The 18,494-nt window shown below is 62.6% G+C and carries 19 protein-coding genes and 1 pseudogene; 2 read left to right on the forward strand and 18 right to left on the reverse strand.

The features are described from left to right. The first annotated feature begins 47 nt into the window (after positions 1-47). Both ACYQ00_RS04220 and ACYQ00_RS04225 read left to right on the forward strand, forming a co-directional pair. Positions 48-539: a chemotaxis protein CheW gene (locus ACYQ00_RS04220; protein ID WP_460030924.1), complete on the forward strand. Its 492-nt coding sequence runs from the start codon at positions 48-50 to the stop codon at positions 537-539. 190 nt (positions 540-729) lie between these two features. After that, entirely contained in the window at positions 730-2,085 is a 1,356-nt protein-coding gene (locus tag ACYQ00_RS04225) for a dihydrolipoyl dehydrogenase family protein (protein ID WP_460030925.1), read from the forward strand. Positions 2,086-2,240: 155 nt separating this feature from the next. On the opposite strand, the pseudogene ACYQ00_RS04230 reads toward ACYQ00_RS04225, so the two are convergent. The 18 genes and pseudogenes from ACYQ00_RS04230 to ACYQ00_RS04315 form a co-directional block, all read right to left on the reverse strand. Next, positions 2,241-3,704: pseudogene (locus tag ACYQ00_RS04230) on the reverse strand (ammonia-forming cytochrome c nitrite reductase subunit c552). A gap of 14 nt (positions 3,705-3,718) precedes the next feature. Further along, positions 3,719-4,198, reverse strand: coding sequence for a cytochrome c nitrite reductase small subunit (gene nrfH / locus ACYQ00_RS04235; RefSeq protein WP_460030926.1), 480 nt, complete (start codon positions 4,196-4,198; stop codon positions 3,719-3,721). A 216-nt stretch (positions 4,199-4,414) separates the two neighbouring features. After that, entirely contained in the window at positions 4,415-5,467 is a 1,053-nt protein-coding gene (locus tag ACYQ00_RS04240) for an IS5 family transposase (protein ID WP_460030289.1), read from the reverse strand. Positions 5,468-5,825: 358 nt separating this feature from the next. Further along, positions 5,826-6,707, reverse strand: a complete 882-nt coding sequence (gene hisG, locus ACYQ00_RS04245; RefSeq protein ID WP_460030927.1) for an ATP phosphoribosyltransferase — start codon at positions 6,705-6,707, stop codon at positions 5,826-5,828. After that, positions 6,707-7,087, reverse strand: coding sequence for a phosphoribosyl-AMP cyclohydrolase (gene hisI / locus ACYQ00_RS04250; RefSeq protein WP_460031324.1), 381 nt, complete (start codon positions 7,085-7,087; stop codon positions 6,707-6,709). Before hisI ends, hisG begins: the two co-directional genes overlap by 1 nt. Before the next feature lie 163 nt (positions 7,088-7,250). Continuing rightward, the gene (rlmN, locus tag ACYQ00_RS04255; RefSeq protein WP_460030928.1) at positions 7,251-8,306 is read right to left on the reverse strand and encodes a dual-specificity RNA methyltransferase RlmN; all 1,056 of its coding nucleotides are present in this window, start codon (positions 8,304-8,306) and stop codon (positions 7,251-7,253) included. 107 nt (positions 8,307-8,413) lie between these two features. Then, positions 8,414-9,760 (reverse strand): tRNA nucleotidyltransferase/poly(A) polymerase family protein, encoded by a 1,347-nt coding sequence (locus ACYQ00_RS04260; protein WP_460030929.1) that lies wholly within the window; start codon positions 9,758-9,760, stop codon positions 8,414-8,416. 42 nt (positions 9,761-9,802) lie between these two features. Next, the gene (locus tag ACYQ00_RS04265; protein ID WP_460030930.1) at positions 9,803-11,068 is read right to left on the reverse strand and encodes a dihydroorotase; all 1,266 of its coding nucleotides are present in this window, start codon (positions 11,066-11,068) and stop codon (positions 9,803-9,805) included. Between the two features lie 2 nt (positions 11,069-11,070). Then, the gene (locus ACYQ00_RS04270; protein WP_460030931.1) at positions 11,071-12,012 is read right to left on the reverse strand and encodes an aspartate carbamoyltransferase catalytic subunit; all 942 of its coding nucleotides are present in this window, start codon (positions 12,010-12,012) and stop codon (positions 11,071-11,073) included. 147 nt (positions 12,013-12,159) lie between these two features. Continuing rightward, positions 12,160-12,921, reverse strand: a complete 762-nt coding sequence (locus ACYQ00_RS04275) for an adenosylcobinamide-GDP ribazoletransferase (RefSeq protein WP_460030932.1) — start codon at positions 12,919-12,921, stop codon at positions 12,160-12,162. A 10-nt stretch (positions 12,922-12,931) separates the two neighbouring features. Next, positions 12,932-13,915, reverse strand: coding sequence for an SAM hydrolase/SAM-dependent halogenase family protein (locus tag ACYQ00_RS04280; RefSeq protein WP_460030933.1), 984 nt, complete (start codon positions 13,913-13,915; stop codon positions 12,932-12,934). A gap of 60 nt (positions 13,916-13,975) precedes the next feature. Further along, complete coding sequence (locus ACYQ00_RS04285; protein ID WP_460030934.1) at positions 13,976-14,635, reverse strand: redox-sensing transcriptional repressor Rex; 660 nt, start codon at positions 14,633-14,635, stop codon at positions 13,976-13,978. A gap of 83 nt (positions 14,636-14,718) precedes the next feature. Next, entirely contained in the window at positions 14,719-15,051 is a 333-nt protein-coding gene (atpE, locus tag ACYQ00_RS04290) for an ATP synthase F0 subunit C (RefSeq protein WP_021760157.1), read from the reverse strand. 67 nt (positions 15,052-15,118) lie between these two features. Next, a complete protein-coding gene (gene atpB / locus ACYQ00_RS04295; RefSeq protein WP_460030935.1) occupies positions 15,119-15,823 on the reverse strand; it encodes a F0F1 ATP synthase subunit A in 705 nt (234 codons plus the stop codon). Then, a complete protein-coding gene (locus tag ACYQ00_RS04300; RefSeq protein WP_460030936.1) occupies positions 15,824-16,294 on the reverse strand; it encodes an ATP synthase subunit I in 471 nt (156 codons plus the stop codon). Next, positions 16,291-17,073, reverse strand: coding sequence for an AtpZ/AtpI family protein (locus ACYQ00_RS04305; protein WP_460030937.1), 783 nt, complete (start codon positions 17,071-17,073; stop codon positions 16,291-16,293). The genes ACYQ00_RS04300 and ACYQ00_RS04305 overlap by 4 nt, the downstream gene beginning before the upstream one ends. A 133-nt stretch (positions 17,074-17,206) precedes the next feature. Next, entirely contained in the window at positions 17,207-17,683 is a 477-nt protein-coding gene (locus ACYQ00_RS04310; RefSeq protein ID WP_460030938.1) for a MarR family winged helix-turn-helix transcriptional regulator, read from the reverse strand. A 1-nt stretch (position 17,684) separates the two neighbouring features. Next, entirely contained in the window at positions 17,685-18,122 is a 438-nt protein-coding gene (locus tag ACYQ00_RS04315; protein ID WP_460030939.1) for a methyltransferase family protein, read from the reverse strand. Positions 18,123-18,494: the final 372 nt, after the last annotated feature.

The raw sequence follows: 18,494 nt of genomic DNA on the forward strand, positions 1-18,494 counted from the left end.
GATCTTTTCCAGTGCGGCCAAGTTTGCAACCCCCTTCGGAGGCCGGCATGAGCGACGCGACCTCGCAGCTCAACCAGCACCTGACATTCTCGCTGGGTGAAGAGCAATTTGCCTGCAATATCGGCTCGGTACGGGAAATCCTCGACGCCGCGGAAACCACCCGCATCCCCATGGCCCCCGAATACATGCGCGGGGTGATCAACGTGCGCGGCCAGGCCGTGCCGGTGGTGGATTTGCGCGTCAAGTTCGGCATGGAGCCTGCGCCCGTCACGGTGCATACCTGTGTCATCATCATGGAATTGTCTGTGGGCGGCGACACCGTGCTCCTGGGCGCGCTGACAGATTCTGTTCAGGAAGTCATTGAAATTCCACAGGACACCATCTCCCCGCCCCCGCGTCTGGGGGCCAGCATCGACACCCGCTTCATGACCGGCATGGCCCGCATGGGCGAACGGTTCTGCATTCTGCTGGATCTGAACGCCGTCTTCTCTGTGGACGAGCTGGCCGAGGTGGCCTCGGTGGCTGCCCAGCCTGCCTGAACTCGATCGAATTCGCATCCGGCCCGCCCTGGCTGCCCCGGCATCGCGACAGGCGTCCTGCGAGTTCCATCCAGGACGCCTTTTCCCTTCCCAAAACCCGCCATTTTGCCTACTGATTGACCCAGGCTCACATTTCTGTCGTCCTCCTGGCGGCAATCCTCTTGCTCTGCAGATCCTCCAAGGAGCAGCCATGGAACAAACATATGATGTGATTGTCATCGGCGCCGGCCCTGCTGGTGGCGCGGTGGCTTCGCCCTGCCGCGAAGGCGGGCTTTCGGTGGCCATGATCGAAAAGGACCTCTTCGGCGGTGTCTGCCCCCTGCGCGGCTGCAACCCCAAAAAGGTCCTCCTCGGACCGGCCGAGCTGATCGAAGCGGCGCGACATATGGCCCCGCACGGCCTTGCCGGCCAGTTGCGCATCGAGTGGCCGGCGCTGATGGAGTTCGTCCGCAGCTTCACCCGGCCCATCCCGGACTATGCGGAAAATGCCTATCAGCATGAAGGCATTGAGACCTATCACGGCGCTGCCCGCTTCCTGGATGCCCACCGGGTCCAGGTGGGCGATGACATCCTGCGCGGCGAACACATCGCCATCTGCAGCGGCCGCGTGCCCCGCCCCATGCAGGTGCCGGGATATGGGGAGCTGCCCACTTCCAACGAATTCCTGGAGCTCGAAGAACTGCCCCGGCGCATTGCCTGCATCGGCGGCGGCTTTGTGGCCCTGGAGCTGGCCGGCCTGGCCGTACGCGCCGGCGCCACCGTGCATCTGCTGCATCGCTCCGAACGCCTGCTGCGCGGCTTTGACGAGGACTGCGTGGATGTGCTGGCCACGGCTTCCCGCGAGGCGGGACTGGACATCCGCATGCAGACCTCGGTCAAACACGCGGCCCGCACCGAGCGCGGGCTGGTGCTGACCCTGGAATCCCCTGCCGGCCAAAGCCAGCTGGAGGTGGATGCCCTCTTCAACTTTGCCGGCCGGATGGCCGATGTGGAGGGCCTGGCCCTGTCCGCCGCAGGCCTCTCGGCCGATGGCCGCGGCATCGCCGTGTCTGCGACCATGCAAACGGCCGTGCCGCACCTTTTCGCCGTGGGTGACTGCGCGGCCACGCCCTTCAACCTCACCCCTAGCGCCAGCCTGGAAGGCGCCGCGGCGGCGGCAAACATCCTGGCCCTGCGCCAGGGCCGGCCGCTGGCCGAGGTGGACTACACGGGCATCCCCAGTGTCTGCTTTTCCCTGCCGCCCCTGGCGGGCGTGGGGCTGTCCCAGCAAGAGGCGGAGGCCGAGGGCCTGCCGCACCGGGTCAAGACTTCCAACCTGGCCAAATCCTTTCCCTGGAAGCGCCTGGGCGAGACGGCCGGGCTGGCCAGGGTCATCCTGGACGAAGACGGGGACCGGCTCCTGGGCGCACACCTGGTCGGGCACATGGCCGAGGAGATGATCAACCTCTTTGCCCTGGCCATCCGCTCGCGCATACCCCTCTCCACCCTGCGCCAGACCGTCTGGGCCTACCCGACCTGCGGGTATTATCTGAAGTACATTGTCTGAAACAAGGGGACCGCCTTTTTCAAAGGCGGTCCCATCCTGCGCTCCTGCCCCAACTGACGAGCTGGGAAGCGCGCGGCACTCCACTCCTTGAGCGGGGCGTTCAGGGGGAAACCGTTCCAGACGAACGAGTTCCCCCTGATTTCTTTATGTGGTGCCTAGAAGAACTTTTCCTGCAGCCCGAACGGATCCTTGAACTCCAGGGCCGGGTCGAACTTGAGCTTCTTCTCGCCGCGGTTGTCCACATACTTCATGAGTTCCAGGTCGATGCTCATGGGCACATCCACGCCGGCCTTGGTCAGCATCTGACGGAGGATGCCTTCCGCCTTGGTGGAGAAGGCCACGGAATCACCCAGGATACGCATGCCTTCCGCGGGGTTGTGGAAGCCGACGGAGTTTTCCGCGCCCATGAAGAGCTAGCGCAGGAAGCCTTCCATGTACAGGTCCTTGGCCTTGTCATACATGGCCTGATCCACCTGCGCGCCCTCGGCCTGCTTTTTGTGGGTCAGCTCAAAGAGCTTGGCCACGGTGGCGCTGGCGTAGCCGGCGCGCAGCATCATGGAGACGGTGCGGTCCTGGATGGAGAAGACGCGCTCGCGCAGCCACTCGGTGCTTTCGGCATGGCACTGGCGGCAGGCCTTCATGTCACCCTGCACCGGACTCATGACGCGGTGGTCGCTGATCTTCTTCACACCCACGGTGGTGTACGGCATGTGGCAGTCGGCGCAGGAGGCGCCAGCCTTGAAGTGCGTGGATCCCATGGAGAAGTACTCGAATTCAGGATGCCGCATGAAGGGCATGCCAAAGCCGGTTACCGTCTGCTTCCATTCGATGACCGTGGGATCGTTGCGGATCTGCTTGATGATGTTTTCCACGCTGATGTTGCCCCAGGTGCTGCCCTGCCAGGGGAAATACAGAGCTTCGGACTTCTTCTCCGGATCCTTGGGAATGTTGTACGTCACGTGGCACTGCGCGCAGATGACGGAACGCATCTGCTGGCGGGTCAGATCTGCCTGCTTGGTCCCGATGGCCTCCAGGGCCTTGCCCAGCGTGAAGCTGCGGGAAATCTGCAGACCCAAATCCTTGTTGTTGTGGCAGTCGATGCAGGCCACGCCCAGCTCGCGATCCTTTTCCGGGATCTTGGCCAGCACTTCCTTGAAAGGCAAGGCGTAATAATCCTTGCCCATTTCCTTTTCCAGCTTGGCGGCGTAGGGCGTTTTGCAGGAGAGGCAGACGCCGCCGGACTTCAGGCGGGAGGAGTCAATCTCCAGCTGGTCGCGGACCATATAGGCGTGGCCGCGGGGTTCGTTGTACTCGATGCCAAAGCCCCAGCCGTTGAACAGCAGGGCCATGTAGGGAAACTGCGAGAGCTTGTCCACGGTGACCTGGCCACCGTCCATGCCGGTCTTGTACTTGCTGCGGCGGGTGTCTATGGGTTTTTCGGTGAGCTTCCAGGTTTCATACTGCTCGGGGTAGGCCTTGCCCCAGACGGCGGGGTCGATTTCGCCATCCGGGATTTCCGGACGGACCATTTCCGGCTTGGGCGGGGCCTGGCAGGCCCAGAGCCCCAACACGCAGAGCACCACCAGCCACTTGCCATAGCGTACGATGTGTCGTTGCATTCGCGGTCTCCTCCTCAGAACGTTTCACGCGCGCCGGCCCGCTTATGCTGCAGCATGCGGTGGCAGTCCCAACAGGGGCGGTTCTGGTCAATCATTTCCACCCGCGCACTGTGGCAGCGGATGCAGTTGTCCTGGACAAACTTCTGGCCATGCTCCGAGATCTCGATGATCTCCGGCACCTTGCCCATGTTGAAGACATAGACGTCCTTCATGCCGTCGATGCCTTTCCAGGTGTAATAGGTGAGCTTGTTCTGGTGGGGCAGGTGGCAGTCCACGCATTGGATGGTGCGGTGCGCGCCGGTGTGGAACCACGCCTCGTACTGCGACTCCATGACATGGCAGGAGGCGCAAAACTCGGGCGTTTCGGTCTTGGCCAGCAAATGCGGCGGGCCAAAGGCCAGAAACACCCCGCCCGCAGCGCCGAGCGTGAGACTTGCCAGGGCAATCTTCCACCAACTTCGCCTGGGGGGAGGACTGTGCTGCGACGGTGTCATCAAGGGTACGCCTCCTTTGTCTGCTGAACGTGGAGGGAACGATCCGGACCTCAGAAAGATTTCCTATCCTTAGAGACCTCTGCACAACACCACCCGAACGACTCTTCGCCGAGGAAATGGCCCTCTCGGCCTCTGATTTTGGTCTAATCTGTCATCGTTTTCATCATTTTTCCCTCATTTTCATCATTCCTTCCAAATTTTGGACGCACCAGCCCCTCAAGTGCCCATCAACCGCACGGCTTTCTTCAAATTGAAGGCCATTCCCACCAGATACAGCTCGGCGCAGACCTTTTTCAGGCCCAGATAGCGCGCCCGGGCCAGGCCGTAGCCGCGTTTCCAGGTCCCGAACACCCGCTCCACGCCGCAGCGCACGCTGCTGATGAGCCGGTTGCGCAATCGTTCATAGGCCGTGAGCGGCGCGTGGCGGGTGGCCTTGTCCATGGTGGCGTCCTTGAGGCCGCGGGCCAGCAGCGCGTCGCGGTTGGCGCCGCTGGAATACCCCTTGTCGCCATAGACATAGGTCCCTGGAATAACATGGATTTCATCGAGCAGCGTTTCGAACTCGCGCATGTCTGACCGGTTGGCCGAGGTGGCGTGGCCGCCGAGGAAGAAGCCGTCGCGAGCATCGGTGGCGGCGTGGATTTTGTAGCCGTAATGACAGCGACGCCCCTTCTTGAGCCAGGCCGCGTCGGCATCGTCTGAAAAGCTGACCTTGACCGAACAGTCTGATTTCGCAGGGGATGCAGGTTGCTGTTCGGCCTCCTCCGCGCGATCCTCGGGCAGGATGTCGATGATTTTGCGCGGGCGGCGGGCAGATTCGACCACCGAGGCGTCGACCACGGTCCCCTCACGCACGAGCAGGCCCTTGGCTTCGAGCTGCTCGTTGAGGCGATCCAGAAGCTTATCGAGAATATTCAACTTGATCAGGCCGTTGCGAAATCGGCAGATGGTGGTTTCGTCGGGGACGTCACCCTCGAAGGACAGACCAACGAAGCGGATGAAGGAGAGGCGGTCGTAGAGGGCCTGCTCGGTGGCCGGGTCGCTGAGATTGTACCACCGTTGCAGGAGCAGAATCTTGAACATGGCCAGGGCCGGGTAGGCGGGGTTGCCCACGGCGTCGGCCTTGCGGGTAAGTTTCTTGTTCAAAAACGAACGGATAGGCCGCCAGTCGATGAGGGCGTCAATGTCGTCCAGGAAGGTGCGCTTGGTCTTGCGCCGGGCCATGAAGTAATCGCCAAGCAACGGGGCCTTGGGGCTGCGCTCTGCCATGTTATCCTCCTTGGGGTGAAGGAAGAATAGCAGATATCATGCTGGATTTGAAGAGAAAATATGCGGTGGCCGTGCAGAGGTCTCCCTTAATGTGTCCGGCATTCCTTGATCCAGGTCAAGAAACCCACTGATGACAAAATATGGAAAGCGATATTGTTGCGAATAGTTAGGGCGAAAAAATATTTCTCCTCCCCCTCGGCAATACACAAACCGCCGGGCAGGGCCACGAATGCATGCGTTCGTGGCCCTGCCCGGCGGTCAACCGGAGGGGGCGCGGGGGAACTCAGTTCCCCCGGATCATCTGTTCGGATGAACTCAGTTCCCCCGGATCTTCCCTTCTTTTCTCTTCTTCTCTTCCCTACACGACCTTGTTCAGCGCGTATTCGATGATACCTTCCGCGCCCTTGGCCTTGAGTTGGGGGATGAGGGTGCGGACGACGTGCTCTTCGACCACGATTTCCACGCTGACCCACTTGGAGTTGAACAGGTGGGCCACCGTGGGAGAGTTCAGGGAGGGCAGCACGGACATGACGTCCTCAACCTTGTCTTCGGGCACGTTCATCTTGAGCCCCACGAGCTTTTCCGCCCGCAGCGCGCCTTCAAGCAGCATGACCAGCTGTTCGATCTTGGCCCGCTTCCAGGGATCTTCCCAGGCGGTCTTGTTGGCGATGAACTTGGTGTTGGTAATGAGAATCTCGGAGATGATGCGCAGGCCGTGGGCCTTGATGGTGGTGCCGGTTTCGGTCACCTCCACGATGGCGTCGGCCAGGCCTTCCACGACCTTGGCTTCCGTGGCGCCCCAGCTGAACTCCACATCCACATTGATGCCAGCCTGGGTGAAGTACCGCTTGGTAAAGCCCACCAGCTCGGTGGCAATCTTTTTGCCCTGCAGGTCTTCGGGGCGCTTGTAGGGCGAGTCCCCGGAAACAGCCAGCACCCAGCGGGCCGGGCGGTTGGAGGTTTTGGAGTACACCAGGTCGGCCACTTCCACCACGTCGGATTCGTTTTCGAGAATCCAGTCCTTGCCCGTGAGGCCGCAGTCCAGAAGGCCGGATTCCACGTACCGGCTCATTTCCTGGGCGCGGCACATGGAGCAGACGATCTCGGCATCGTCCACTTCAGGGAAGTAGTTGCGATGCGCGGGGCGGATTTTCCAGCCGGACTTGGCGAACAGATTGATGGTTGCGTCCTGCAGGGAGCCCTTGGGGATGCCGAGTTTGAGACGATTCTCGCCGGCCATTATTTGTAGACCTCCTTGGGGTCAAAGACATAGGCGGAGCACACGGCGCAGGCTCCGTCCTTGAGTTCACGGAAGAAACAGCTGCAGTAGCCTTCATGGCAGGCCGCGCCGCCGATCTGGTCCACCAGCAGCAGCAGCGTGTCGTTATCGCAATCGATGCGGATGGAGACGATCTTCTGGACATGGCCGGAGGTGCCGCCCTTGTGCCAGAGCGTTTGCCGGCTGCGGGACCAGTAATGCGCCTCGCCCGTTTCCAGGGTTTTTTGCCAGGCTTCTTCGTTCATGTACGCCAGCATGAGCACTTCGCCGGTCTTGTGATCCTGGGCAATAGCCGGGATCAGGCCGCCCTGCTTGGCGAAATCAGGGGTAATGGATGTCATGTCAGCCATGGGGATACATTCCTCGCAGAAAAAAACCGCCCACCGATGCGGCAGGCGCAATTCTTTCACTTATCGCGATTTTTCCCGGCTCGCAAGCGGGAGCGCGTGGCGTTTGCGCGGAGAATGTGCCAAAACGGCGCATCACGGCGGGATTTCCTGCGGCTCAGCCAGCTTGCGCCTTGAGTTGCCCGCAGGCCGCGGCAATATCCGCCCCCTTGGATGCCCGGCGCAGGGCCGTCAGCCCCTTCTTTTGCAAAATGGCCATGAACTCAAGCACATCCGCCTCACGCGGCGCCGCATACGGAGACTCCGACCCTTGCGGCGGATTGTAGCAGATCAGGTTGATCTTGGGGGACGAACCCTTGAAATGTGACAACAGCCTGACCAGCTCCCGCGCATGCTGGGGCTGGTCGTTCACCCCGCCCAGGAGCACATATTCCAGGGTGATGCGTTGCCGGGCCTTGAGAGGATAGGCCTCCAGCAGGGCCAGGAGCTCCTCCATGGGCACGGCCTGGGCGGCCCGGGGCAAAAGCTTCTCCCGCAAGGCCTGCGTGGGCGCATGCAGGGACACTGCCAGGCTGCACAGCCCGCTCTCCCCCAGTTCCACCAACCCGCGCTTCAAGCCCACCGTGGACACGGTGACGCGGCGGGTGGAGAAGTTCATGCCCAGCGGGTGGGTGATTATCTGCAATGTATCGAGAAGATTATCGTAATTAAGCAACGGCTCGCCCATGCCCATGAAGACCAGATTGCGCAGGGGCAGGGCCATGCCGCGTCCGGCCATGACCTGCCGGGCGGCGAGGATCTGCCCGGCCATTTCGCCGGCGGTCATGTTCCTGGTAAAGCCCAGGCTGCCCGTGGCGCAGAAGGTGCAGCCCATGGCGCAGCCCACCTGGGTGCTCAGGCACTGGGTGGTGTGGTCCTTTTCCGGGATGAGCACGGTTTCCACGCGTTCGCCGTCTTCCAGAGCCAGGAGCAGCTTGACCGTGCCGTCGGCGCTGGCCTGGGTGGCCACCACCTCGGGCAGGGCGCAAGAGCACGCGGCCATCAGCTTTTCCCTGAACCCCTTGGAAAGATTGGTCATGGCGGTCACATCCACCACGCCTTTTTCCCAAATCCACTGGAAGAGCTGCCGGGCACGAAAGGCCGGCTCCCCGAGATCAGCACACAGCTGTTCCAGGGCCGGCAGGGTGAGTGAAAGAAGTGATGTCTTGGTCATATGCCTGCACCCCCGGCCACAGCCAACTGGAGGGGGCCCGGGGGAACTCAGTTCCCCCGGAAAATTAGTCATATACACTCAGCCCTACAAAATATCGACGTTTTTCCCTACCCCAGCTTATCCTTGTCCACATATTGCCGAACAAATTCCACCGCCTCGGGCACGGACTGGACATCGCCGCGGATCTGGGCCTGGAGAAGCTGGTCTCGCAGCACGCCCACCTGCGGGCCGGGACGCAGGCCGGTGAAGTCCATGATTTCATTGCCATTCAGCAACGGTTCGAGCATCTCTTCGGGCACATCGGCGCGCTCCAGGAGCTTCAGATTGTGATTGAAGCTCTTGTAGCTGCCGCGCATGGCCTTGAGACGGGCGCGGGCCATTTCGATAAGCCTGGGATATTCGTCCAGTGCCTTGAACCGGCGGATGCCCTTGTCTGACAGCATGTAGGAGAAGCGATGATGGTGGCGGACCAGATGACAGATAAGATCCGTATCCTCGGGCGAAAACCGCAAGCGGGTGAGGATCTTGCGGGTAATCTTGGAGCCGACTTCCGCATACTGGGAAAAATGCCACTCCCCGGCGGCCACCTGGGCGGTGTACAGCTTGCCCACCCCGTGGAACAGCAGGGCCATGGCGCCGAACCAGTCGTACGGCAGTTCTTCCGGGTAGCAGCGCATGGCGTGGAAGGTGTGCTGCAGCACGGTCACTTCCTCGCCGCCGTCCTCACTGGTCTGCTTGACGCGGGTCAGGGCCGAGACTTCGGGCATCAGACCGTGGAGGATCTGGGCGTCGTACAGCAGGGAGGCGAAGTGCGAAAGGTTTTCGGCCTCCACCTTGCGCCATTCGTCCATAATGTCAGAGATGGAAACATAATCCAGCACGCGGCGGGCGCTGCGAACGATGGCCAGCCAGGTGTTCGGCTCAATGGGCAGGTTGAAGTTGGCGGCAAACCGGATGGCGCGCACGGCCAGAAGATAATTGCGGCGCAGGGTCTTGTCGGGCATGCCGGCCAGACGGATGACGCCGTCGGCCATGTCGGCAAAGCCTTCGCTGGGATCAGCGGCCCGGGGCAGCCAGGGGCAGGCCAGATCAAGGGCCGGTTCGCCAGCGGCCTCCAGGGCCTTGACGATGCGCGGGGTCAGCTGGGCCACGGCGGCCTCCGGATGCGCGGCCTCGGCCATGTCTTCGGGATAAAAACGAAACCGCGCCCCACCCTGGTCCACGATGGCTGTCAGGTGCTGCTCGTCCGGGGCCTGGGCTTCAGGGAGGATCTTGATCAGATCGTCCAGGCAGGCATCGGTGACGATATCCACTTCCTTGCGGCCGGTCAGGCGAATCACTTCCTCCTGCAGCTGCGGGTTGACGAGGTAGGCATCGTACCCGTTGCGGCAGATGGCTTTGCACAACGCCACGGCATCGCGAAACGGGGTGCTTTCATGCAGCGAACCAGACATGCGTGTCTCCTGGCATGATGGGGAATCGGTAAAGGGTGAAGGTCAGATGACCGCGACGCCGTCAAGATAATGCCCGACCACGCGACCGGTCAGCGTCTCGCCCAGGCAGATGGCGTTCTTGCCCTTGGAATACAGGGCCTGGGGGGTGACGGTCCAGACGGCTTTGGGGTCGAAAAGGACGATATCCGCAGGATCGCCGGGGCGGAACCGGTTCACGGCCAAGCCAAACCGTTCGCCAGGACCGGTGCTGGCGGCCATGACGAAGCGCTCCTCGGCAAGCTCGCCGGCGCGCACCAGCTCCCAGCTCTTGGCCAGAGCCGTATCCAGCCAGCTGATGCCATTGGGCGCCTCCTCAATGGGATGCTCCTTCTCATGCATGGCGTGGGGGGCGTGGTCTGTGGCCAGGAAATCAATGACACCCTCGCGCAGGGCCTGGAGCAGGGCCAGGCGGTCATCCTCGCTGCGCAATGGCGGGCTGACCTTGGCCAGGGTGTTGTAGCCCTGCACCGCCGCCTCGGTGTAGCACAGATAATGCGGGCAGGTTTCCGCAGTCACGTCCACCCCCTTGGCCTTGGCCCAGGCGATGAGTTCCACGGCCTCGCGGCAACTGACATGGGCGATGTGAATGGGCAGCTTGAGGTAGCCGGCCAGAAGCACATCGCGCGCCACCTGGGCGGCCTCACCCACGGTGGGTTGGCCCTTGAGGCCCATGCGGGCCGTGAGCGCGCTTTCGTTCACGCCTGCGCCCGGGGTCAGAAACGGGTCTTCGCAATGGTCGATGACGATCTTGCCCACGCTGGCCGCGTATTCCATGGCCCGGCGGAAGCGTTCGCTGTCCAGGACGGGCAGGCCGTCGTTGGAAAACGCCACGCAGCCGGCCTCGGCCAGTTCGGCCATGGGCGCGAGCTCCTGACCCTTGAGGCCCATGGTCAGCGCGCCGATGGGATGCAGCCGTGGGCCGTGCGGGTGGGTTTTCCTGGCCTGCTCAAGCATGAAACCCGTGATAGCTCCGCTATCATTGACCGGCTTGGTGTTGGCCATGCAGCAGACGCGGCCGAAACCGCCGTGCGCCGCCGCCGTGAGCCCGGAGGCGATATCTTCCTTGTACTCCAGGCCGGGCTCGCGCAGATGCACGTGCACATCCACCAGGCTGGGCAACAGCAGCAGGCCGGCGGCGTCCACGGTGACGCTGGAATCCACATGCCGGGCCGGGTCATGGGGCAACACGGCCTCGATGTTCCCGGCGTCCACCAGCACATCAACATCCCGGCCAAGCAGAGTTCCGCCGCGAATGAACAGATCGGCCATGATCAACCCTTGCGTGTAAGATGAAGGAAAAGCAGGGCCATGCGCACCGCCACGCCGGCAGCCACCTGATCCAGAATGCAACTTTCCGGCGCATCGGCCACGTCAGAGGCGATTTCCAGACCTCGGTTGATGGGGCCCGGATGCAGGACCTTGGCGCCCGGTGCGGCCAGGGCCAGACGGCGGCTGGTAAGGCAATATCGCGAGGCATACTCCCGCAAGTCGGGCAGCAGGCCGGCCTGTTGCCGCTCCAGCTGCAGCCGCAGACACATCACCGCGTCCGCGCCTTCCACGGCCTTTTCCACACAATCATACACGGTGACGGGCCAGGTCTCCACGCCAAAAGGCAGCAGGGTCCGCGGACCACAGAGCCGGACATTCACGCCCATGAGGTTGAGCAGAATCACATTGGACCGGGCCACGCGGCTGTGGGCGATATCGCCCAGGATGCACAGGGTTTGCCCGGCCATCATCCCCCAGTGCTCGCGCAGGGTGTAGGCGTCCAGCAGGGCCTGGGTGGGGTGGGCGTGGCGGCCGTCCCCCGCGTTGATCACGGAACATTCCAGCCGGCTGGCCATGAACTCGGCCGCGCCATTCTGTTCGTGCCGGATGACGATGGCATCCGGGCGCATGGCCTGGAGGGTCAGGGCCGTGTCCTTGAGACTTTCACCTTTTTGCAGACTGGAGCCGGACTTGGCCAGGGAAAACGTGTCCGCCGAAAGCCGCTTGCCGGCCACATCAAAGGATGTTTTGGTCCTCGTGCTGGGCTCGGCAAAAAAAAGCACCACACTGCGGCCTTTGAGGGTGGGAACTTTTTTGGTGGGACGGGTGTTTATTTCCTGGAAATAATCGGCCGTGTCCAGAATAAGCAGGACGTCTTCCAGGGAAAGCTGGGAGATGTCGAGAAGATCCTTGTGACGCCAGGACCGGGCGGTGTCGTGCTGCATGGGTGCGGAGCTCGCCGTGGCTGCAGGGTTCCGTGAATTGGTTCCCCACCCTACACTGAATCGAACCGCTTTCCAAGTGAATGAATGCGCAATCATCGGCGCAAACGCTGTGCAGAAGCGGAGCCGCCGCCGGCCCTCATCACTGTTTCAGGATGCAGCCAGCAACCAGCCGGCAAGCCCTGCCAGCTCTGCCAGCAACGCGGCACTGCCCAGAAAGTCCCCGTTGAGTCCCCCCTGCCGCCGACCCAGCGCCAGCAGTCGCCAGCAGGGTATCGCGGCCAGCAGCAGGGCCAGTGGCAAGGCCCTCGCCCCGCCGCAAGACAGCCAGAGTGCCGCGGTCCAGAACAGCCCCCACCCCACGCGCGCCAGCGTGGCCGCGGCCAGAAAGGAACCGCCCAGCCCGGGACGCGCCAGGGGTCGCGCAGCGCAGGCCAGCGGGAGAATCATGCACCTGCCGAGCACCGGCGCCAGCACCAGAGCCTGTGGCAGGCCGCGATCCAGGCAGGCCCCGGCCAGGGTGGCCATGAGCCCCAGGCCCAGCACCACGCCCATGACTCCGAACGCGCCCACGCGACTGTCCTTGCAAATATTCCAAAAGCGCTCGCCCTCGGCATTGCTGCCCCAGGCGTCGGCGATGTCTGCCAGACCATCCCAATGCAGTCCGCGGGTGATCCACCAGCCCAGGGCGGCATAGAGCCACCCCTGCGCCGCGCCAAGACTGTCCAGGGCGCCCAGCCAGAACAGCCCGCCCTGCAGCAGGCCAATCCCCAGCCCGATGCAAGGGAACCATGCCAGCGAGGCGGCCACAGCCGCAGGACTGTACGGGCGCGCCGGGCCAAAGCGGCAAAGAAATCCCGCGCCAAAGCCCAGCCCCTGCAGGGAGGTATGGAGGTGTTGACGAACAGACATCAGCAGGCAATCAGATGAAGCAAATCCGGACGAAATCACCGGCGCGCAGGCCCAGTTGCGCTGCGGCAGAGGCCTTGTCCAGCGCCAGTTCCAGATAGCCCTGGCTGCCTGCCAGAAGGCCCATGGTCGCCGGGTCCTGCAGTTCGGCATAGGTGCGCACCAGCTGCAGCCCGCGGCGGGTCTCTCCCTCCAGAGCCACTTGCAGCAGCCGGCCTTCTGCCTGCCGCGCCAGCAGCCGTTCCAGCCAGGGATCCACTTCTGCGTTGAGGATGCAATTGCCAAAGCGATCCACATGCAGCACGCGCAGGTGCAGGGCCTCGCCCACTTGCTGCGCCGCCGGGGACTTCAGCCGGACGGCCTCTTCCAGGGGCACCTCGCGGCCGATCTCCGCGGGCAGGGTTCCCTCTGCCAGCCGCGCCGCCAGGGGACCCATGATATCCCGGGCGTGAAACGTGGCGCTGGCGCCGGCAATGGCCTCTGCGGAAGGGGTCAGGTCATGCACAAGCGCCTGGCCCGGCTCCTCCAACAGGGGCGTCAGCAGGCCATTGTCAGGGGCAAGGAACATCCGGCCATCACGCGACAGGCAGATAATCCGCCGGGCCGTGCCCACGCCTGGATCCACCACAGCCAGAAACACCGTGCCGCGCGGGAAATGGTTGCAACTGGCCTGCAGTAAAAAGCCCGCCTGCTCAAGATGATACGGCTGCACCGCATGCGTCACGTCCACAAGCCGGGCATTGGGCGCGCGCCTGAGGATGGCGCCCTTCATTTGCGCGACATAGGGATCGGCGGTGCCGAAATCCGTCAGCAGCGCAATGACCGGCGGCATGACCTCTATGCCATGGCGGCGACCTGTCCACTGCGTGGACACAACGGGTTGCGCTGCGCCGGCCTGGGCTGCGGAATCTCCGGCAATCACCTCTTGCGAGGAGGCCTCGGACAGGTTGTCCGCAGGCTGAGCCTGAACATCGGGAGTGTGGTGTGGCGTGTTCACAAGCCCGTACTACCGCAAAACCAGCGGCAATGGAACCGCGGGCAGGCACCCGGGAATGTGTTATTTCTGTTGCGCCAGCGTGATGTTGAAGGCCACGGAATAGAGGTGGTGGATGAAGTCCACATACTCCAGCACCACATGATCCGGCACACTGATGCGGGCAGGCGCGAAATTCAGAATCCCCTTGATGCCGGCTTCCACCAGATGGTTGGCGGCACGCTGGGCGCGTTCCGGCGGGGTGGTGATGATGCCGATTTCCACACCCAGCTCGTGAGACTTTTCCGTGAGCCGCTTGGTGCACATCACTTCCAGGCCGGAGACTTCCTCGCCAATCTTGAAGGGGTCGCAATCGAATGCGCCGATGATCTCAAACCCGCGGAGCTTGAATTCCTTGTGATTCAACAGCGCCCGGCCAAGATTGCCCACCCCGACCATGACGGTTTTCCAGGGATGATCGATACCCAGACAGCGTTTGAGGGAGGCGATAAGATCTTGAATATAATAGCCCACCCCGCGAACACCGAATTCGCCGAAGTAGGCCAGGTCCTTTCGGATCTGCGAAGGGTTCACGTCGCAGGCCTTGGCAAGACTTTCCGAGGAAACAACGTCGGCCCCTTCACGCTGCATGTCCTCCAGCACTTGCACATACAGTGCGAGCCGCTGGATGGTAGCGCGAGGGATGCTTTCGCTTTTAAGAGAGAAGAGGCGTGGATTTGGCACGGATTTTGTGAATATTGTAACAATCGTGAGGGGAAAAAGGGAGGCCGGGGATGAATCCGCGGCCTCCCAGGTCGCGTAACGACTTAGACGTAGGGGTTGGCCATGATCAGCAGGATGTTGATGACCAGGGCGTAAATGGCCAGGGATTCCACGAAGGCCAGGCCGAGGATCAGGGAGGTCATGATCTTGCCGCCGGCGTCAGGGTTGCGGGCGGTGCCTTCCAGAGCGGCCTTGAGGCCCATGCCCTGACCGATACCGCAGCCAGCGGCGGCGATGGCCATGCCGATGCCGGCGGCGAACAGGGTCAGACCCAGGGCAGGGGCGTCCAGCTTCACGCCACCATCAGCGGCGAAGGCAACGGCAGCCAGGGAGAGCATGGCCAGGGTGTTCAGCACGATCATGAGAGACTTGCGCATTTGACAGCTCCTTGAACAGTATAGTGTGTCGGTCGTAAGACCATTTCCCCGATTGTAAAGACCCGACCTAGTGGGCGTGTTCCAGCGAGCCCTTGAGGTAGATCATGGTCAGCATGAAGAAGATGAACGCCTGCAGCACCTTGCCGAGCAAGAAGAGGAAGAAGATCGGAATGGTGCCGGCAATGGGTGCCAGGATAAACATCAGCAGCATGGCAACTTCCTCACCGCGGATGTTGCCGAAAAGACGAAGCGTGAGCGAAACAGGGCGGGCGATGTGGGAGATGGCTTCCAGGATGAGCATGAAGGGAGCCATGACCGGCATGGGACCCATGAAGTGCTTGATGTAGCCAGGACCCCAGCGCATGATGCCGATGGCGTTGTAATAGATGAACACGGTCAGCGCCATGGCGGCGTTGGTGTTCACGTTGGCCGTGGGAGCGTCGCAACCGGGCACAAGACCAAGCAGATTCTGCACCAGGATGAACACGAAGATAACGCACAGCGGCCCGAAGACTTTGCGACCGTCTTCCCCCACGTTTTCGACGACGAAGTTCTCCAACCCGCCGACCACCGTCTCCATCACGTTTTGCAGCCCGCTGGGGACCATCTTCAGCTTGCCACGCAACACCAGGGCGATGCCGAAGAGGATGGCCATGGCCACCCACGTGTAGAAAATGTGCACCGCGCTCTTGACGCCCAAGGCATGGGAAAGCGCGTCGTTAACGCCCGTGAGATTCGCGAACAATACCGGATGTGGCAATCCGCCGGCCATTTACGCCTCCTTCGAGTGTTGCGCGAGATAAGATTCCACGCCCCAGATGAGGATGGTGGCGACCACAGTGGAAAGCCCCGCCAAAAGGGCCGCCAGGGAGATTTGTCCAAAAACAAGCAAAATAGCGAGCAGAACCCCGGTGAGGATCAGCCTGCCGTAAAAGCGAAAAATCATCGAGGCCACCAGCGGCCCCCGCGCGCCTGCCTCAAGCCGGCGGGCCAGGGAAGTGGCCAGAAAATAAAAGTTGGCCGTGACGATCCCCACCCCGATGGCAAAGTGCAACAGCCAGGGATGGAAGTACCCGCCTGCCACCCCCACGACCAGGGCAATCACCGCCAGGAGGCACTGCCGCGTGAGCAGCGTGCGCACCGAGGCGTTGCGGACCCCTTTGTGGTACAGGGAAGACTCGATGCCGTGCCGTATGGCACGCCAGGGTTGCAGCAGAGTCTCCAGGGTGGAAGTGCGGCTCATGATTCCTCGTCCGGTTTCGCCTTGCGCGGGCCTGCAGCGCCGGCGCCCTTGCCATCCGCCGCAGATGCGGCCTGCCCGCCTTTGTCCGCGCCTTCTGACGCGGCTGCGTTCAAAACATCCGCCATAGTCTGCATCGTCAACTTATTCGCGCTGTTGGCGTCTTCTTCGGCCTGCCGGAGCAGGGTGCGGAGGGCCTGGGCCACCTCTGGGTCGCCTTTGGCTTCTTCCAACTCGCGAATCAGTGCCTGTCGAAGGGCCTCTTCGTCAAGCACTTCGTCATTTTTTTCACCTGCCGGATGGGTTTTCTCCTCCACAACCGGCGCGTCTGCGTTCCTGTGTTCACCCGCGGTATCAGCCACGTCCGCCGTTGTCCGCGTGGGCGATGCGTAGGTGTTCACAAAATGCGCTTTCTTGAAAAAGACCAGTTTGCGCTCGCCTGGGGCTTCCGGCGGGGCCTCGCCACTCTCGCGAGCGACCTGCACAGCGTCTTCGTGCCGGCGTATCCGCTGGGCTTCCTTCCACATATTGCGGAAACCCTCCACGATGCCCATGCCGAGGAACACAATCATCAACCACGGCTTGGTGCCCAGCCACTTGTCCAGGAACCACCCCATGGCCAACCCCACCGCCGTGGAACTGACCATGTGCAACCCAAGCAGCCCGGCGTTGGAACTGACTCCGGACACAGCCTGCATCAGACCACTGCCCTTGGCCGGGCTCTCCGAGGGGGCCTTTTCCGCCCCGGCTGCGCTCCGGGAGCGTGCGTCTTGTTCGGCCATCCTTCCCATCGCCTGGCTTGCGGCCCACTGCCGTCCTGTCCTGGCGGCCCACTGCCGTCCACGTGCAATCCTTCACAAGTGCAAAGAGCCTCTAGCACGCTCCGGGCAGCGCGTCAACGCCAATGCCGGCATTTCATGCGCCTGAAGTGTGCCCGGACATGCGCTCCGCCCCTTGCCGAAGCTCCCGCAACAAGGCTGTGGCCGCGGCCACCCTCGCGCAGTCCGTGCCAGGGGCAACGCCCTCTATCAGCGCGAACTCGGCGTCGCGGGAGGCGAGCAGCCCCTGCCGGCCGGCCTCGCTCACCGCAAACAAGCTGGATCGCCTGTGGCGGGGATTGTCGTGACGAATCACGAACCCTTTTTCCAGCAGCTCATTGCAGACAAGCTGGACATGCTGCCGTGTGACCCCCAGCCTGAAAGCCACGTCCGGGACGGTGGCCTTGCCCTCCCCTTCCAGCACGTGCAGCACCCGATGCTGGGCGCTGCTCAGCCCGGACTGGGAATGCGCCCAGTCCATCACCGCGGCCAGGGCATCCCGCAGGGCGAACACCTCCATGAACAGCCCGTGCAACGCCTCCCCGGCGGAAGCGTCCCTGCCAGCAGCCGGCATGCTACAGCCACCTCCGAACCTGTTGGCGATAATGGGCATACGCCGCACCAAATGCGCGCGTCATGTAAGCCTCCTCCCTGGGAACCACGCGACAGGCCAGATAGATCCCCAGGGGGACGCCTGCCACCAGAAGCCACAGGCTGCCCGCCACCAGCGCCAGGCCCAGGAACAGGCCTACCCCCCCAACGTACATGGGGTTACGGCTCAGCGCGTAGGCCCCCTCAGCCACGAGCCGACAGGCCGGACGGTCCGTGCGAACGTTGGTGCCCAGTAGCTTGAACTGACGATGGGCCACCATCATGAAGGCACACCCTGCCCCGCCCAGTGCCCCGCCCAACCCCAGCTGCCAGGCTCGCGGCAGCAAGGGCACGTTCTGTGGCCACAGCCATTGCAACGCCGCCCCGGCCAGGAGCATGGCGTAAAACATCGCCGGCGGCATGAAACGTACCCCTGGCGAATCGCCGGGATACGGTGACTGCGATGACGGGGATGAAGGGGATGAAGGGGATGAAGGGTGGGCGTCCATGCATTCCTCCTATTGGTTGCAAGGCAAGCGGCCACACCCGGACTTTCTCATTTGACAGCTTAATTGTCAATTTGACATATTAATTGTCAATTTTTGCTACTCCCTGATTTGGCGTGTATTTTTTCCAATTTTTCGCGAACAGCCTGCGGTGTGCCCACAGGCTACAAATCGGTAATCTGCCGGCAATGTCCCGGCAAGGTTCTGTAGTCTAGTTCTCTTTTCAACCCTGGACGGCAATTCCCCCTGCCGTCACGCTCACCACCCCACTCCCACCTCGACAAACCC

The sequence above is a fragment of the Megalodesulfovibrio paquesii genome, from assembly GCF_054653055.1.

Bases quoted from the DNA above. Each gene is read 5' to 3' on its own strand.
- ACYQ00_RS04220 (WP_460030924.1), top strand. From the start codon at position 48: ATGAGCGACGCGACCTCGCAGCTCAACCAGCACCTGACATTCTCGCTG.
- ACYQ00_RS04225 (WP_460030925.1), top strand. From the start codon at position 730: ATGGAACAAACATATGATGTGATTGTCATCGGCGCCGGCCCTGCTGGT.
- nrfH (WP_460030926.1), bottom strand. From the start codon at position 4,198: ATGACACCGTCGCAGCACAGTCCTCCCCCCAGGCGAAGTTGGTGGAAG.
- ACYQ00_RS04240 (WP_460030289.1), bottom strand. From the start codon at position 5,467: ATGGCAGAGCGCAGCCCCAAGGCCCCGTTGCTTGGCGATTACTTCATG.
- hisG (WP_460030927.1), bottom strand. From the start codon at position 6,707: ATGGCCGGCGAGAATCGTCTCAAACTCGGCATCCCCAAGGGCTCCCTG.
- hisI (WP_460031324.1), bottom strand. From the start codon at position 7,087: ATGACATCCATTACCCCTGATTTCGCCAAGCAGGGCGGCCTGATCCCG.
- rlmN (WP_460030928.1), bottom strand. From the start codon at position 8,306: ATGACCAAGACATCACTTCTTTCACTCACCCTGCCGGCCCTGGAACAG.
- ACYQ00_RS04260 (WP_460030929.1), bottom strand. From the start codon at position 9,760: ATGTCTGGTTCGCTGCATGAAAGCACCCCGTTTCGCGATGCCGTGGCG.
- ACYQ00_RS04265 (WP_460030930.1), bottom strand. From the start codon at position 11,068: ATGGCCGATCTGTTCATTCGCGGCGGAACTCTGCTTGGCCGGGATGTT.
- ACYQ00_RS04270 (WP_460030931.1), bottom strand. From the start codon at position 12,012: ATGCAGCACGACACCGCCCGGTCCTGGCGTCACAAGGATCTTCTCGAC.
- ACYQ00_RS04275 (WP_460030932.1), bottom strand. From the start codon at position 12,921: ATGTCTGTTCGTCAACACCTCCATACCTCCCTGCAGGGGCTGGGCTTT.
- atpE (WP_021760157.1), bottom strand. From the start codon at position 15,051: ATGCGCAAGTCTCTCATGATCGTGCTGAACACCCTGGCCATGCTCTCC.
- atpB (WP_460030935.1), bottom strand. From the start codon at position 15,823: ATGGCCGGCGGATTGCCACATCCGGTATTGTTCGCGAATCTCACGGGC.
- ACYQ00_RS04300 (WP_460030936.1), bottom strand. From the start codon at position 16,294: ATGAGCCGCACTTCCACCCTGGAGACTCTGCTGCAACCCTGGCGTGCC.
- ACYQ00_RS04305 (WP_460030937.1), bottom strand. From the start codon at position 17,073: ATGGCCGAACAAGACGCACGCTCCCGGAGCGCAGCCGGGGCGGAAAAG.
- ACYQ00_RS04310 (WP_460030938.1), bottom strand. From the start codon at position 17,683: ATGCCGGCTGCTGGCAGGGACGCTTCCGCCGGGGAGGCGTTGCACGGG.
- ACYQ00_RS04315 (WP_460030939.1), bottom strand. From the start codon at position 18,122: ATGCCGCCGGCGATGTTTTACGCCATGCTCCTGGCCGGGGCGGCGTTG.